Annotated in this window: 18 protein-coding genes; 10 read left to right on the plus strand and 8 right to left on the minus strand. The window is 47.3% G+C overall.

Annotated features, from left to right (window positions below; translation table 11 throughout):
* Nucleotides 1-1,464 precede the first annotated feature (1,464 nt).
* From BQ7480_RS17350 to ftsH, 3 genes are all read right to left on the minus strand, one after another.
* On the minus strand, nt 1,465-2,766 hold the full coding sequence (locus BQ7480_RS17350) for a hemolysin family protein (RefSeq protein ID WP_072544115.1): 1,302 nt from the start codon (nt 2,764-2,766) through the stop codon (nt 1,465-1,467).
* 149 nt (nt 2,767-2,915) lie between these two features.
* Nucleotides 2,916-3,917: an aldo/keto reductase gene (locus tag BQ7480_RS17355; protein WP_072544116.1), complete on the minus strand. Its 1,002-nt coding sequence runs from the start codon at nt 3,915-3,917 to the stop codon at nt 2,916-2,918.
* A 176-nt stretch (nt 3,918-4,093) separates the two neighbouring features.
* Nucleotides 4,094-5,950, minus strand: a complete 1,857-nt coding sequence (ftsH, locus tag BQ7480_RS17360) for an ATP-dependent zinc metalloprotease FtsH (RefSeq protein ID WP_072544117.1) — start codon at nt 5,948-5,950, stop codon at nt 4,094-4,096.
* A 1,072-nt stretch (nt 5,951-7,022) separates the two neighbouring features.
* On the opposite strand from ftsH, the gene BQ7480_RS18050 reads away from it, so the two are divergent.
* The 10 genes from BQ7480_RS18050 to BQ7480_RS17415 all read left to right on the plus strand — a co-directional run bounded on the left by BQ7480_RS18050 (nt 7,023) and on the right by BQ7480_RS17415 (nt 11,042).
* Nucleotides 7,023-7,190 (plus strand): hypothetical protein, encoded by a 168-nt coding sequence (locus BQ7480_RS18050; protein ID WP_154670769.1) that lies wholly within the window; start codon nt 7,023-7,025, stop codon nt 7,188-7,190.
* Between the two features lie 388 nt (nt 7,191-7,578).
* Nucleotides 7,579-7,797, plus strand: coding sequence for a hypothetical protein (locus BQ7480_RS17640; protein ID WP_083581902.1), 219 nt, complete (start codon nt 7,579-7,581; stop codon nt 7,795-7,797).
* Nucleotides 7,704-8,030 (plus strand): hypothetical protein, encoded by a 327-nt coding sequence (locus tag BQ7480_RS17380; protein ID WP_394332663.1) that lies wholly within the window; start codon nt 7,704-7,706, stop codon nt 8,028-8,030. Before BQ7480_RS17640 ends, BQ7480_RS17380 begins: the two co-directional genes overlap by 94 nt.
* A 22-nt stretch (nt 8,031-8,052) precedes the next feature.
* Nucleotides 8,053-8,301 (plus strand): DUF6926 domain-containing protein, encoded by a 249-nt coding sequence (locus BQ7480_RS17385; protein ID WP_021963141.1) that lies wholly within the window; start codon nt 8,053-8,055, stop codon nt 8,299-8,301.
* A gap of 11 nt (nt 8,302-8,312) precedes the next feature.
* Nucleotides 8,313-8,738 carry a PcfK-like family protein gene (locus tag BQ7480_RS17390; RefSeq protein ID WP_072544118.1) on the plus strand — a complete coding sequence of 142 codons (426 nt, stop codon included), beginning with the start codon at nt 8,313-8,315 and terminating at the stop codon, nt 8,736-8,738.
* Nucleotides 8,739-8,740: 2 nt separating this feature from the next.
* On the plus strand, nt 8,741-10,015 hold the full coding sequence (locus tag BQ7480_RS17395; RefSeq protein WP_072544119.1) for a PcfJ domain-containing protein: 1,275 nt from the start codon (nt 8,741-8,743) through the stop codon (nt 10,013-10,015).
* A gap of 27 nt (nt 10,016-10,042) precedes the next feature.
* Nucleotides 10,043-10,300, plus strand: a complete 258-nt coding sequence (locus BQ7480_RS17400; protein ID WP_021963144.1) for a hypothetical protein — start codon at nt 10,043-10,045, stop codon at nt 10,298-10,300.
* A gap of 11 nt (nt 10,301-10,311) precedes the next feature.
* Nucleotides 10,312-10,533: a DUF3873 domain-containing protein gene (locus BQ7480_RS17405; protein WP_021963145.1), complete on the plus strand. Its 222-nt coding sequence runs from the start codon at nt 10,312-10,314 to the stop codon at nt 10,531-10,533.
* Complete coding sequence (locus tag BQ7480_RS17410) at nt 10,530-10,775, plus strand: DUF6956 domain-containing protein (protein ID WP_032570576.1); 246 nt, start codon at nt 10,530-10,532, stop codon at nt 10,773-10,775. Before BQ7480_RS17405 ends, BQ7480_RS17410 begins: the two co-directional genes overlap by 4 nt.
* Before the next feature lie 60 nt (nt 10,776-10,835).
* Nucleotides 10,836-11,042, plus strand: a complete 207-nt coding sequence (locus BQ7480_RS17415) for a hypothetical protein (RefSeq protein WP_055220760.1) — start codon at nt 10,836-10,838, stop codon at nt 11,040-11,042.
* Nucleotides 11,043-11,519: 477 nt separating this feature from the next.
* Here BQ7480_RS17415 and BQ7480_RS17420 read toward each other — a convergent pair whose 3' ends face one another.
* The 5 genes from BQ7480_RS17420 to traN all read right to left on the minus strand — a co-directional run.
* Nucleotides 11,520-12,050: a glycoside hydrolase family protein gene (locus BQ7480_RS17420; RefSeq protein WP_055220758.1), complete on the minus strand. Its 531-nt coding sequence runs from the start codon at nt 12,048-12,050 to the stop codon at nt 11,520-11,522.
* Nucleotides 12,047-12,544, minus strand: coding sequence for a DUF3872 domain-containing protein (locus tag BQ7480_RS17425; protein WP_081030559.1), 498 nt, complete (start codon nt 12,542-12,544; stop codon nt 12,047-12,049). The genes BQ7480_RS17420 and BQ7480_RS17425 overlap by 4 nt, the downstream gene beginning before the upstream one ends.
* A gap of 6 nt (nt 12,545-12,550) precedes the next feature.
* A complete protein-coding gene (locus tag BQ7480_RS17430; RefSeq protein ID WP_072544120.1) occupies nt 12,551-13,462 on the minus strand; it encodes a toprim domain-containing protein in 912 nt (303 codons plus the stop codon).
* Between the two features lie 3 nt (nt 13,463-13,465).
* Nucleotides 13,466-14,023 carry a conjugal transfer protein TraO gene (locus BQ7480_RS17435; RefSeq protein WP_072544121.1) on the minus strand — a complete coding sequence of 186 codons (558 nt, stop codon included), beginning with the start codon at nt 14,021-14,023 and terminating at the stop codon, nt 13,466-13,468.
* A partial coding sequence (gene traN, locus BQ7480_RS17440) for a conjugative transposon protein TraN (protein ID WP_072544122.1) occupies nt 14,020-14,562 on the minus strand: 543 nt, incomplete at its 5' end. The genes traN and BQ7480_RS17435, both read right to left, overlap by 4 nt.

The raw sequence follows: 14,562 nt of genomic DNA on the forward strand, positions 1-14,562 counted from the left end.
TCACCCGTGCGCCGGTCGCCATCAAACTTAGCAAGCTAAGTTCATGCTGCCCCTCGACTTGCATGTGTTAAGCCTGTAGCTAGCGTTCATCCTGAGCCAGGATCAAACTCTTCATTGTAAAATATTTTCTTACCCTTGCGGGTATTGTTGATTCTGTTCCAGGAAACCGATTTCTATATCCTTTTCAGGTTATTGACGGTTCTTGTTTCATCCCATATATACATTATATATAAGACTACTTCTTGTACTACATCTTCGTTTGTTTATCTAAAGTCTTTCAAAGAACTATCTTTCTTTCGTGCTCCCGTTTCAGCGGGAAAGCGTTTGCAAAGGTAAGGCGTTTTTTCTTTCCCTCCAAATTTTTCCGAAAGTTTTTTTCGAAAAAGTTTCTCGGGATGACCTCGCGGGGCTTATCCGTTTCTCGCTCCCTTGCCGTCTTGCAAGGTAAGATACTCGGGTGCAGCGCCTTTGAAAGTCTGCCTCTCTTTACCAGTCTGTCATTCTCAGCGGCTCTCCCTCTCGAAAGCGGTTGCAAAGGTACGCACTTTTTCCGCTCCTGCAACTTTTATCACACTCTTTTTTTCAAAAATCTTTGAAGATTTTTATAAGTCATTGAAATAGAATATGTTATAGGATATATTTTTCCAACACTTCCGAAAACGGACGGGAACATGGCTACATTATGTATTTCGCGCGGGCGTATGTACGCGCACATATACACACATCATGCAAAAGGGGAAAGGCGAAGATACACACCGGATCGGCATAAAAATCGGCATAAAAAACAGCGGAAACACGGAAAAATCCTGCACGAAATTTCTTTGCACGAAGGCCAAAAAACGGAAAAACATCCGAAAACGTAGGAAACAGAATCACCAGTCCACCATAAAATTCGTGATTTTCACAGGCGGCATGACAAATAACGCCCCGGAAAACTCCCACCGCAGGCACATTTTTTTCAGAGACTCCCGGCATTTTCTATGTTTTCCTCTCGGGAAACGTAGGTCTCCGCTATGGAAAACGTACGTTTCTCGGCAGGAAAACCTACGGTTTCCACACTGGAAACATAGAAAACATAAAGGAAAAGAGAGGTTATCCTGCCGACATTTTCAGAATACGAAACACAGGAAAGAACAAACTGACCATTTACAGGGAAAACAGTCTGAAGGGAAACTTACAGAAAACCAGGAAGATAAAAGTGGATTGAAAAACAAGAAACCTCACATAAGGACATAAAAAAAGGAGTTCCGCTGAACTCCAACCTTTGTTAACCTTAAATCTAATACTATGAAAAACACAGTGCAAAAGTATTTATTTTATTTGGAATTGCAAAGCCTAAGACTTAAAAATCATGTTTTACAACACATATTAACGAAGAATTCCGTTGTATTCAGCCCCGTTAACAAAAAAGGCTTTCCCAAGCCAAAGCCAGGAAAGCCTTTCAGTCACGAATTATATGCAAAATCAAAACTCACATTCACCTTCCTCTTCTGAAGAAGGAATCGTCACCAATACCTTATCGATTCGAGCTCCATCCATATCTACGACCTCGAAAACAAAATTATTCCATTCTAACGTTTCACCACTTTGAGGAATATGCTGTAAATATTGCAGAATCAACCCTCCTACTGTATGGTAATCCACGTCCTCCAACAAATCCTGCCGGTTAAAATAACACAAGAAATCATACAACGGACACTGTCCGTCGACCAGCCATCCTTCCTTGTTAATCCGCTTAATGATATCCGGCTCTTCTCCAGCATCATCCATCGAACCGACCAACCCTTCCAGAATGTCACGCAAAGTAATAATTCCCACACAGGCGCCAAACTCATCGCAGACTAACGCGCGACTTATCTTCTGCGCCTTCATCTGTTCCAGCGCCTTATATACGTTCATATTCTCATGGAAAAACGTAGCTTCATGCGTCAAGGCAGGCAGATTGAAATCCTTCTCAGGGAGATGCAAGACCAAATCTTTCAGGTTCACCACTCCTTTCACCTTATCCAAATCTCCATCTTCTGTCACCGGGTAGAACTCATACAACTCCTTCACCAGCACCTCCTTCACTTCGGCTGCCGTCATGTTGCTTTCCAATGAAACAATATCACTTTTGTGTGTCATGATGGAACCGACCTTCAAATCACCCAGCAGAAATACACGCTGCACGATGTCCTGTTCCACAGGTTGCACTTCTCCATCGTCAGCCCCCTCCTTGATAATCGATTTGATTTCCTCTTCTGTCACCTTATTCTCGGCTTCTTTAATATTCAACAAATTGAAAATCAGTTCTGTACTTTTTGAAAGCAACCAGACAAACGGTAAGGCAATCTTGGCCAGCACATTCATCGGACGAGCCACCAGCTTAGCCATTCTCTCGGCCATACTCATACCGATACGCTTCGGCACCAGCTCCCCAAAAATGATAGTCAGATAGGTAACGATGACAACGATAATCCCCTGAGCCAGTCCGGATGCATAAGTAGAAGAGACTCCCCACGAAACCAGCACATTGGTCAAATCAATCGCAATTTTATTTCCCGAATAAATACCGGTCAAGATACCTATCAATGTGATTCCGATTTGGACGGTAGAAAGAAAACGATCTGGGTCCCCTGCCAGTTTCAATGCTACGCGAGCAGATTTATTACCTTTTTTTACGTCGGTCGACAACCGGGATTTTCGGGCTGATATTAATGCCACCTCGGACATGGCGAAGATACCGTTCAGTACTATCAACCCGATAATAATGATTATTTCATCCATATATAAAAACGAGTGTGTTTCAAAGGAGCAAATTTAAAGGAATGTTCATATCCAAAAAAGTGAGCCGCCTATAATTAAACAGTTTTAACAAACAGACCGCTCACTTTTTTACATTTCCCTTTCTTCCTCAAACACACGAGATTAAACGCCTACGCAAGAATCTCTTCAAGGCGCTGAAGTTCTTCTTCCTCGAACGAAAGATTATCCAGCGCCTTCAGGCTATCGCCCAATTGTTCCACGGAACTGGCTCCCACCAATACGGAAGTGACCGACGCATCTTTCAGCAGCCAAGCCAACGCCATCTCGGCTAACGACTGTCCGCGCAAACGTGCATGTTCGTCCAATGCCTGAATCTTTCTCAAGACTTCTGGCGTTAGTGCCTCTTTTTTCAAGAAGCCTCCACGTGCAATACGGGAATCCTCTGGAATACCGTTCAAATAACGATTGGTCAGCAAGCCCTGGGCCAAAGGAGAAAAGGCCACAAACCCCGCCCCATTTTCTCTGACCGCCTGCAAGATTCCTTGAGATTCGGGCTCACGTACCAGCATACTGTAGCGCCCTTGATACAACAGGCACGGCACATCCCGTTCCTTCAAGTAACGACTGGCAAACAAATAGGCTTCCAGAGGATATTTGGACAGGCCCACATACAAAGCCTTTCCCTGGTGTACGATATCCACCAACGCCTGAAGCGTCTCTTCCAACGGTGTTTCCGGATCATAACGATGTGAATAAAACACATCCACATATTCCAGATTCATCCGTTTCAGGCTCTGGTCCAGACTGGCCATCAAGTGTTTGCGGGAACCCCAGTTGCCATACGGACCCGGCCACATGTCGTGTCCCGCCTTTGTAGAAATAAACAGTTCGTCCCGGTAAGGAGCCAATGACGATTTTATTATCTGTCCGAAAGTCTCCTCGGCCGAGCCATACGACGGCCCGTAATTATTGGCCAAGTCAAAGTGTGTAATTCCATGATCAAAGGCATAATGCAATTTTTTCCGGCTGAGCGAGAGTGTATCCACGTCCCCGAAATTATGCCATAATCCCAGTGAAATGGCGGGCAGCATCACCCCACTCCGTCCGGCACGCCGATATTGCATGCCACACTCGTAGCGGTTTTCTGCTGCAGCATAAACAGGTGCTATCATAATAATATGAATTTGAAAGGTTCAACCATCATTCTTTTGTCGGTGACAAAAATAAGATTTTATCTCGCACCTCTTTTCATTCATCCCTTCTATTATTTCCGCCTTCGTAATTTTTTCTCAGGCTTTCTCTTTCCCACCTCTTTATTACGCTTCTCCCCCCAAAGAATCACCAGCCATTACAGCTTACCCGACTGATGCAGAATATGCATGAACTCCTCACCGGTAATGGTTTCTTTTTCCAGCAATAAAGAAGCTGCCTCATGCATCACATCCAGATTTTCCTGAATGAGGCGACGTGATTTCTCATGTGCTTTCTGAATCATTTCAAGCACTTCCTGGTCAATGCTGGCTGCCGTTTCAGCAGAACAAGTGAGCGAAGTATCTCCTCCCAAATAGACATTATTCACCGTCTCCAGTCCCATCATGTCATATTTATCACTCATTCCATAACGAGTGACCATTGCACGGGCCAGTTTAGTAGCCTGCTCAATATCATTTGAAGCCCCCGTAGTCACAACGTGACAAATTTCTTCCTCTGCCGTCCGTCCACCTGTCAGGGTTGCAATCCGATTGAACAACTCTTCCTTGTTCATCAATACCTGTTCCCCACTCTCCACCTGCATGGTATATCCGAGTGCTCCCGAAGTGCGAGGAATAATCGTAATCTTATGTACCGGTGCCGAGTGGCTCTGCATGGCAGCCACTAACGCGTGTCCTATTTCATGGTAGGCTATGATTTTCTTCTCTTCCGCAGAAACAACCTTTCCCTTTTTCTGTGCACCCGCTATCACGGTTTCCACACTTTCTTCCAAATCCTCGGTAGTCACTTCACTTCTTCCCATACGAACCGCCCTCAATGCCGCTTCATTGACAATATTGGCCAATTCTGCACCCGATGTACCCGCCGTAGCACGAGCCACGATATCTATATCTACCGTCTCATGCTTTACCTTCTTCAGATGTACGTTCAGAATCGCCTTCCGTCCCTCAAGGTCGGGTAATTCCATTTGAATACGTCTGTCAAAACGTCCTGGGCGAAGCAAGGCCTTATCCAAGTCCTCCGGACGATTCGTGGCTGCCAATATCACAACTCCTTTCCGCCCGTCAAATCCATCCATCTCCGTCAGCAACTGGTTCAATGTCTGTTCCCGTTCATCGTTTCCTCCCAGTCCACTGTCCCGTCGTTTGCCAATGGCATCTATCTCATCAATAAAAATAATACAAGGAGCTTTCTCGTTTGCCTGCCTGAAAAGGTCGCGTACTTTTGCGGCTCCCATTCCCACAAACATTTGCACGAACTCGGAACCCGAGATAGCAAAGAAAGGTACCTTTGCTTCTCCGGCTACCGCACGTGCTATCAACGTTTTTCCCGTTCCCGGAGGCCCCACCAACAAAGCTCCCTTAGGTAACGAAGCACCTATATCCGTATATTTCTGTGGTTTATGTAGAAATTCCACAATCTCTTTCAGCATTTCTTTCGCTTCGTTTTGTCCGGCCACATCGGCAAATGTCGTCTTGATTTCTGCATCCGCATAAATCTTGGCCCCTCCATTCCCGAATGACATAAAATTACCTCCAGTTCCCATACGGGCCTGGATACTTCGACTAGCTCGCTTCCCTATTACATAAAACAACAGCCCCGGCAATACCCACATCAAGATAAAATTCAAAAAAGGAGAATTTTCTTCAGGAACTATCTCTGTAAAAGCTACTTTACCATCCTCATTCGGACTTTTTGCCTTCAGTAGCCTGTCTACCAACTGAGGGTCATTTATTTCTCCAGTCTGATAAGTCGTGACGTTTCCTTTATCGGCTACCGTAAAATAAATCTGTCCGGATTTAATCATCACCTCCTTTATCGACCCTTCCTCCATCTTCTCTATGAAAGTTCCATAATCTGTGGATTTGATTTTCTGTCCCGTCAAGTTCGGGAAAATCAACCAATTCAAAAATAAGACAATCAATATGACCCATAAAAAGGTCACAAACGGATTTCCCTTCTGAGGGCGTGAGTTCACAGTTTCTTGCTTCATGACGTTTCATTCTTAATTTAAAGACAAATATCGCCAATCACACATAAAAAGAGATGGTTAATATGGCGAGAATAGTGTACTAAATTACGTAAAATCAAAATGATAAATTAAAGTTTTTCATTACTTCCCGATAAAATTTTGCACAGATACAAAATCAGAAGCCGTTTCAGTATATCTAGACATATTATTTAAACTTAGGCATTGTAACTTCAGGACTAAATACATATAACCAATATCAATACTATGACCACGGCAATATTCCCAGAAGAAGCACAATTGCTTACCAGCACTACATAATTTCTCGAAAGCTGAAGAAATCTGTCTGAAGTATTCCATTTTTTTCAATTTCTTAAATCTTTTCAATAGAAGCAAAACTACTTCCAAGCTGGCAACAACACCCTATTGCGAATAATTGTACGGTTAAAATGCAAAGACATTTGCAAGCGCATTTTGGAACGTATGAAAATAAGTACTTCATTTTTATAAGTTTCAAAAATATTGATGCCTTTTTTTTAAATTATTATCTGAAAAACATTTGAGATATTTGATTGTTTAAAAAAACATTTATCTTTGTAAAGGATAATTAAAAAAGCTGTATCTGATTGATGCACAGAATGGAATTGAAGAGTGTGAGATTTTAGGTAACGATTTAGCGACATTCAGAACGCTCTGACTTGCTGCGGTTTACCTCATAGATTCAAACAACTCTTTCGTATTTGCAAAGATACATTTTTTATCCCATAGCACCAAATCATTACCTATTTTTTAGGGATATTTACTGTTACCTCGTTCTGAAAACGGCTTCCGGCTTGATGTGCGTAAGCCCATTTCAGAAACGGCACAAGCAAAGAAAAGCCCACGACGACCACAATGTCACAAGTGACACCGCCATCGCCGTGGGCACTTCTTTTATATGCTTGTGCAGAACGGACAAGTCCGTTTTATCCATTTTCTTTTTCTCGTCTTCTTTTGGCAGCCGAAATGCCGCCGGATGCAGGACACGGCAAGCGTGAATCTGCACCTGCGACTATTTCCGGCTGTCATGTCTTCCCTGTCCTCAAACCGTCTTGCCATGCTTTTGCCAAACCGGGCATGGCAGACAAGACCGTTTGAATACATGTGCCGTCGGCAGAAAACTTGCAACCGCAAGCCATGCACGCATGACAATGACGGTTGCAGGACTTCTGTCACGGCGGCAGGAAAGCGGGGCTTTCCCCTTGTCCGTTGCGCCGCCCATTGAACTTCCCCGTGGCGCGTTGCGCCATCCTCTATACTTCCCCTTTTCCTTCCCGCCTCTCCAGCAAGTATGTCGATATTCCCATGCCGCCATTCCAGACGGCATCAGTGGCCATTTTCGTTGCAGGGGCAAAGGTAAAGACGGGATTAGGTTCAGCAAATTTTTTAGCCACAATCTCCACACTTCGCAGGCTCAGGTAGTATTCTGTCGAAAAAATTTGCAGAATCTACTCCCTAACCTTTGCATGGCCCCAGAAACGAAAACGACCGATGCGCGGTCGGAAGACGTCACAAGGAAACATCGGACATACGGAGAGGCGAAAAGAAAAAGGACTCGACCCGACCTCCCCATCCGAGCAAGACAAGTAACAACAACTTAAAAATTGGAAGATATGAGAATGACATTTAACGACATCGGAAAGGCTTTGCGGAAAGTATTGTCCGCAGTAGCGAGAGCGGCATGGGGCATTACCCTTTGCGCAGGAGGTTTGGCGGTAGGCATCGCAGGGGAAATCCTATTGGGCGTGTTGAACTTCATGTTCGGCATCCTCACCGCACTACTTTCAATAGTGACAATTATTTGGACATTCATTTGGTTATTAACCCTTTAATTCATAAGGATATGGCGAAAAGAAACAGCAAGACGGCAGCGCAGCAATGCAGGTTTTACGAGGTGGACAACATCTTTGAGTATATGGTGGAAACGTACATTAACGGCAATTTCAGCACTTTCCGAGAACTGTACAAGGAGTTGTGCAAGGATGCAAGAAGGGACTTCATTGACTTCCTTTTAAGCGAGGTAGAGCCAATCTATTGGAGAGAGATTTTGAAAGAAACCATTTGACAACCCATCAAAAGAGAACCTTATGAACAAGACAACGGAAAAGATACCCACATGGAGTTTGGGGTACATCATCAACGGTGACATGACGGGACTGACGGACGAGGAAATCCGCATGATTGACGAGTGGCAGAGCAAGTGGAACGTGCAGGTTGTCTCACCCCTTACGGACGAAGAAGGCAACGCACAGCCCTATTTCTCACGTTATCCCCTTTTCGGACTTCCAGCCGAAGTGGAGGACTGCGACATACTTTACACGAATGACAACATCTAAAATCTGACGATATGAACAAGACAACAGACCATTTCAAACGTACAATCCAAGTCTATTTGGAACAACGTGCAGCCGAGGACAAGCTGTTTGCGGCAAGTTACAGCAAACCGAACAAGAACATTGACGAGTGTGTAACCTATCTATTGCATTGGGCGAAAAGCCAATGTGACGGAGGCAACGCCATCGGCATGACAGGGGGTGAGATCATATCCCAAGCGGTACACTATTTTGACGAGGACGACATCGAAGTCGGCAAGCCCCTGCAATGCCAAGTGATGGTATGCCACGACATGGAACTGACTGATGAGGAAAAGGCGGAAGCACGGCAGCAAGCCATCCGCCAATACCAAGCCGAGGAACTGCGCAAGTTGCAGAGCCGGAACAAGCAGGCAACGAAAAAAGAAGCCCAAGTACAACCTTCATTATTTGACTTTTGATTATGAAACCTAAGAATAAATTCCAACGCAATATCGTAGAAGCGAGCAAGAGCCTGCAACCCCTTACAATCAAGCAGATACAATGGGGATTGGAGCATAGCATCAATCATGTCGGGCATAAATCCGCCAAGAAGATTGTAACCTGCACCAAATGCGGTCACCAATGGAAGTCGGACACGAAGCGCAAGCATGAGAAATGTCCGCACTGCGGCACAAGGCTGACGATACACGAGGGCAGGAAAAGGATTTTCAATGATTGTGGATATTTCACGGTGATAACAGCCTGTAAAGATTACCAAGTCGTAAGGTCTGTCATGGTAAAATGCTCGTTGAGAGTCGGCAAACCCGCAGAATATGAGTGGGCAGAAGTCATGCAAAGATGGATTGCCCCCAACGGGGAGCATGTAACTTTCACAAGGCTACGGCAAACGATGGGTACTTTATATTATGATTTGTGGCTTTTCTGTACTCCGTTGGAATTGAGGAAAGAAAACCACATCTTCAATCTTGTCCATTCGGGGACGGTCTGTCCGTTCATGTCCGTTACCCATGAATTGAGAAAAAGGGGATTCCAAAAGTCCTTTTACGGTCAGTCACCTCTGAATTTCTTCCATGCGCTATTGACAGACAACAGAATGGAAACCCTGCTAAAGACAGGGCAGACCAAACTTTTGCGGCATTTCATGGAGCATCCCAAAGAGAATGTGGAAGATTATTGGCAGTCTATCCGTATTTGCAATAGAAATGGATATAAGGTACATGACGCCGTGACATGGTGTGACTACATTGATGCGCTGAAGTATTTGGGAAAGGATGTCAGGAACATGAAATATGTATGCCCTCAAAACCTATCCCGTGAGCATGACAAAGCGTGCAGAAAGGTGGTTGAAAGGGAATTGGAAAAGGAAATGAACGGTAACACTCCAAAATTCCTTTCAAAAGAACATTGCTATCTGCTTAACAAAGGGAGATTTTTCGGATTGTCCTTTTCAGACGGTGTAATCTGCGTCAAAGTGATTGAAAGTGTAAGAGATATGATTTTGGAGGGCAGGGCGATGCACCATTGCGTGGGAGGATACCATACAAAGAAGGATTCCCTTATACTTTCCGCCACCATCAACGGGAAGCGGATTGAAACGGTAGAAGTGTCATTGTCACAGATGAAGGTGGTACAATGCAGAGGCGTATGCAACTCCAACACCAAATACCACGACCGTATCATCAAATTGGTGGAGGACAATGTCGAACAGATACGGCAGCGGATGGAAGCGGCATGATTGTATGACAACCTAATAATTATAGATATGGAAGTGAAAATAGAAAATATGGTTTTCGGATGGCACGAGGAGCTGCCCGAAATGTTCATCGAACTGTTGAACACGCTTGTACTGACAAAGAACGAGCAGGATATAAGGGGTGTAATGGAGGTGTTCGCCCGAAAGGAACTTTTCAATGTCCTTTTCGCCTTTGGGTATGGCGCACACCATTTATGGGTGACGCAAAAAAAAGCATCCGACCCCGACCAATGTTTGGAGAACAGACTACTGATTGTTGAATTTTAATTGATAAGGCTATGACAACGAGAATGACCATTAACGGAGTAAGCACCTGTCAAACGGCAGGAACGGAGAAATACGAGAGTTTCCAAATGAGTATCGGCAGGAAAAGGCGCACTTTCGTGCAATACGACTACCGCCATACAGACGGAGAGTTGTTCTCCTGCGTGAAGCCCACGCTGGACGAGTGCAGGCGGTTACGTGACGAATGGATTAAAGCGAAGGAGGACAGGCTATGACAGCAGGCTATGATACGCTGATAGTTACGTTCAGTGACCCAATCAAGGTATTGGACAATATGTTTTCCGATGCGGACGCATGGGGAACTGACACCCTCAAAGGATGGGTGGAGGACTATGAAAGTACGAGGTTTACGCAGATAAACGAGCATACGGCAGTCATCACTTCCGAATACAACATGCCCTGCGTAAAGGAATGGCTCACACACTGTACGACTATCGCTGATATGAGGGAATTTTGAGTGCGTGGCGGTGGAAACCACCGCCCACACTTTATTTGTAACCATTAAAAAACAAGCGAAATGAAATACTATTTTATACTGACAGACGGCAAGGACGCATGGATGCAGTTCGTTTACCTCCCTTCGGGAGATTATGTGTCCGGCTATATCCGTGACCTGCGGAGCGTGGGAATATCCGTGCATGACTATGACCTTTGGACAAAGGACACACGCCCCATTGCCGAGCGTACCCTTGAACGCATACAGAAGCGGATGATGGCAGGATGACCCTTTTGCGGGTGGTAGGAATTGCCGCCCGCTACTTTCTTTCATGAGCAGGACAGGCGGATAAGTAGCAAAGAAACCGTTGCTTTCCATCTTCGATAAATAAAAAAATCCGCAAAAAAAATTGCGGATGATAATATGGTGAATTCATTGTTTTTGGTGGAGGGGGATGATATTCTCGTCATGTTGAACTACTGCATTTCTGCCTTGTCTCCATACCCCTCAACACGTTGATTAGTTTCATCACTTTTTCCTTCTTCACTCTTATAAAAAACGTCCTTACCATAGTCAGCATAATTTTAGAGTTTGACATAAGTTTGTAACAATTCTCTACTGCGTTTATCAAAAACCAAACACATTGGAACTCCAAAGGCAAAAGAGGTTCAACCAAATCAATGAACGAGAAAATCCAAAGATTTCAATAATTAATACTACAAAAAGTGTGCCGTTCTATATAACGACACACTTTTCGCCATAATGTCAGTTTTCATCACGCTCATACAGCAGCAGGAACTCCATTTTGCGCCGCCGCTCTATCGAGCGGACGGGCTTGCCCTTGTACCGGCAGTAGGCTGTGTATTCACGGAAAATGTCCCTGTTTCCGGCTTCCAGCTTGCGGACAAGCCCGCTTTTCGGATGCCCGCCATGACCGAGCAGCACCCCTTGCCCCACATTGTAGCTGAGAACCGTAAGCAGGAGCGCGTCTTTTCCATACTTGCGGAACAGCCTGTAACGCACCGCCAAATCCTTGCGGAGCAGGGCTTCGGCTTCCGCCTCCGTCATGCCGTAGGACAGGTTCTCGTTTGGCAACCTGCGGTGTCCGTAGCCGTAATACGGGTAGTCGGAGCGGTCATGTAGTCCTTCGTATTTTTTCACCAGTTCGACGGCTATGTCCGCTTTCGGGTGGCTGTTGAACAGTGCCAGCAGCCGTGCCGTTTCCTCCGTATCCTGTGCCGGCAGGCTGCCACAGAGGGCAGCCGCCAGCAGCAGAAGCAACGCCTTGCGCATCATCGGCTGACGTTCAAAGTGTCCGACACCGCCACATCCGCATCCGAACCGTTGTTGAACTCGACTTCCCACTCGAAGGCATTGCCGAAATTGTCCTCCACCGTGATGGTCAGGCTCTGCGACTCGTCGCACTCCGAGGTGTAATACAGGCGGAACTTCTCGTTCTCCAACAAATAGCGGTCGTTGGGCAGGAATACCAAGCCGTTATCCAGCTTCAGCGTACCTTCGCCGTCAAACTGGAAGTAGCGGATGGTATAGACCGCCCCGTCAAACTCGCCCTCACGCACCAGTTCGCAGCGTATCTCCGCCGTTTCGCCCTGCGCCAGCTCCTTCGGCACGGGCATGGTCTCCACCGTGAACGGGTAGGCTTGCGTCACGTCCAAGTCATCATCGCAGGCGGTGAAGCCGAAGGAGAGCATACCCACACAGAGGGCAGCAAAGGTTCTTACTATGTTTCTTTTCCCTTTTTGTCTGTTGTCCAATTTATTCATGTTCATAATCTGTTATAGTCTGATGGATTTGTTTTTCTTTTCGTTCTCGCTTTGAGCCTGCCTTTCGGCAAGCACCCTTTGCAGGTGCTCGTTCAAGTCCTTGCATCCGTCATAGATGCCGGAGCAGTTCGATACCCTTCCGCCGTAACGTGCAAGCAAAGCCCCCAGCGTCCGCCGTCCGGCTTCGTCATTGTCAAGGTAGCACTTTATCCGCCCGTAGCCGTCCAGATGGCGGTACGCCCTCGCCACGTTGGACACCGAGTTGAGCACGAGGTGGTCTTCCTTGCCGCCGATGCCCAGCGCACGGGCGGAGAGGTAGTCCATGAAGCCCTCGTACACGTTGCAGGTCGCCGAGCCGACCGACAGCAGGGTCACGTCCTTCGGCGGCACGCAGCCCTTGAAGAACGGGTTGCGTATCTCGTAGCCGCCGCCTTCGTTGCCGAAAGCCACGGCGAAATACCGCTTGCCGTGCGTGGTGTAGCGCATCTCCTTGCAGTTCGCAATGGCGACGGCGGACGGTATGCCCCTCTCTTGCAGGTAATGGAGCAACGCCCGGTTCTGTAAAGGCAGCACCTCCACATCCTCGAAGCTGTGTCCGTCGGAACGGTGCGTATCAACGGCTTTTTGCGGTCCATAGTCCTGTGCCGGCATACCCGCCACTTCCGCCACATATCTCGCTTGCGTGAGGAAGTCGCCCGTCTTGATGAACTCGCCTGCCAATGCGAAGATGTTGCCGCCCTTGCCCTCACCGAAATCGAACCAGAGGTTTTTCTCCGGGTTTACCTTGAAGGAAGGCGTATGCTCCTCCCTGTAAGGCGACCTGTACCAGACGGCATTGGCACGCCTTTGCACGGGATGATGCCCCAGCCGGGCGAGGAAATCCTCTATCGGAAACCGTTTCATCGCTTCTATGTCCATAGGCATCCGTCAGTTGATGATGAACTTGACACCTATCCCGTACTCCGTATGACACACGCCCATGCTGCCGCCCCAGAGGAAACGCTCCCTGAGCGAAGCCGTCAGCGCGATGAAGTCCGCGAGGTACACCTCCATGTCCAGCGTGGCGGCGCAGCCATAGACGAAGGCATCCCCGTTGTTCAGCCGCGCCCCGTCGTACAGCGTCTTTTCGCCCCAGTTCACCGTCTCGTACCCGGCAAGGGCTGACGCGCCCGCATAGAGGAACACCACCTTTTTCGCGTCCGACAGGAAGTTGTAGTAGAAGCCGCCCTCCGCCGTGAACTGCGCCGCAGGGATGGTCGTACTCCTATAATCATGGTAGGTTTGCAGGTATTCCACCCCGTACACCCACTTGTTCCCGCCTTTGGCATAGCTTGACAGCGTGGCTCCCAGCACATAGCCGTCCGCCCCGTTCAGCCCGGCTTTCAGTTCGATGCCCCGCATCTTCAGCAGGCACCGCTGGGCTTCCGCCCGTCCTGCCAGGAGGACGGACAGAAGCGTTACAATAAACAGTACCTTTCCTTTCATCGCACGCGTAGCTCGTTGATGGTTTCAGCCTGTACCAAGTCCTCGTTCTCCACGGTAAACGTCTGGTGGCGTCCGCCGTCCTTCTCGTTCATCTCCACCACAAGTTGCTTGCCATCAGGGATGGTGAACTTCGGAAGGCAGAACACCGTGCGTTCGGACTGCTTCCCCGCTACACGGACGGCGTAGTTGTAGGCGCGGAGCGGGAACAGTACCTGTTCCTGCATGGCGGTACGCTTTGCCACCTTCTTGTCCACAATCTTGAACGTGATGTAGTCCACGTCAAACGGCACGTTGCTCTGGTTCTTTATCTCCGTGTGGAAATACAGCAGGTCATTGTGGACATAAATCCCTTTCAGCAGGTACTGGATGCCGAAACGCTTGCAGCCGATGTGCTTCACCTTGCGCTTGTCCTCCTTGTGCAGCGACTTCATGATGAGGTGTACCAGCATCGGGCTTTCGCTGCCCAGTTCCTTCAGGTAGATTTCCTGCGCGTTGTTCGGTCGGTTCACTGTGCTGCCGTCGTGGATAAAGTCCTTCAT

Source organism: Bacteroides mediterraneensis, assembly GCF_900128455.1.
Taxonomy (GTDB): Bacteria; Bacteroidota; Bacteroidia; order Bacteroidales; family Bacteroidaceae; genus Phocaeicola; species Phocaeicola mediterraneensis.

Excerpts from the sequence above, each read along its gene's own strand:
- BQ7480_RS17395 (WP_072544119.1), top strand. The coding sequence starts at position 8,741 with ATGAAACCTAAGAATAAATTCCAACGCAATATCGTAGAAGCGAGCAAG.
- ftsH (WP_072544117.1), bottom strand. The coding sequence starts at position 5,950 with ATGAAGCAAGAAACTGTGAACTCACGCCCTCAGAAGGGAAATCCGTTT.
- BQ7480_RS17420 (WP_055220758.1), bottom strand. The coding sequence starts at position 12,050 with ATGATGCGCAAGGCGTTGCTTCTGCTGCTGGCGGCTGCCCTCTGTGGC.
- BQ7480_RS17405 (WP_021963145.1), top strand. The coding sequence starts at position 10,312 with ATGACAACGAGAATGACCATTAACGGAGTAAGCACCTGTCAAACGGCA.
- BQ7480_RS17355 (WP_072544116.1), bottom strand. The coding sequence starts at position 3,917 with ATGATAGCACCTGTTTATGCTGCAGCAGAAAACCGCTACGAGTGTGGC.
- BQ7480_RS17430 (WP_072544120.1), bottom strand. The coding sequence starts at position 13,462 with ATGCCTATGGACATAGAAGCGATGAAACGGTTTCCGATAGAGGATTTC.
- BQ7480_RS17390 (WP_072544118.1), top strand. The coding sequence starts at position 8,313 with ATGAACAAGACAACAGACCATTTCAAACGTACAATCCAAGTCTATTTG.
- BQ7480_RS17415 (WP_055220760.1), top strand. The coding sequence starts at position 10,836 with ATGAAATACTATTTTATACTGACAGACGGCAAGGACGCATGGATGCAG.
- BQ7480_RS17435 (WP_072544121.1), bottom strand. The coding sequence starts at position 14,023 with ATGAAAGGAAAGGTACTGTTTATTGTAACGCTTCTGTCCGTCCTCCTG.
- BQ7480_RS18050 (WP_154670769.1), top strand. The coding sequence starts at position 7,023 with ATGCTTTTGCCAAACCGGGCATGGCAGACAAGACCGTTTGAATACATG.
- BQ7480_RS17410 (WP_032570576.1), top strand. The coding sequence starts at position 10,530 with ATGACAGCAGGCTATGATACGCTGATAGTTACGTTCAGTGACCCAATC.
- BQ7480_RS17640 (WP_083581902.1), top strand. The coding sequence starts at position 7,579 with ATGAGAATGACATTTAACGACATCGGAAAGGCTTTGCGGAAAGTATTG.
- BQ7480_RS17425 (WP_081030559.1), bottom strand. The coding sequence starts at position 12,544 with ATGAACATGAATAAATTGGACAACAGACAAAAAGGGAAAAGAAACATA.
- BQ7480_RS17400 (WP_021963144.1), top strand. The coding sequence starts at position 10,043 with ATGGAAGTGAAAATAGAAAATATGGTTTTCGGATGGCACGAGGAGCTG.
- BQ7480_RS17350 (WP_072544115.1), bottom strand. The coding sequence starts at position 2,766 with ATGGATGAAATAATCATTATTATCGGGTTGATAGTACTGAACGGTATC.
- BQ7480_RS17385 (WP_021963141.1), top strand. The coding sequence starts at position 8,053 with ATGAACAAGACAACGGAAAAGATACCCACATGGAGTTTGGGGTACATC.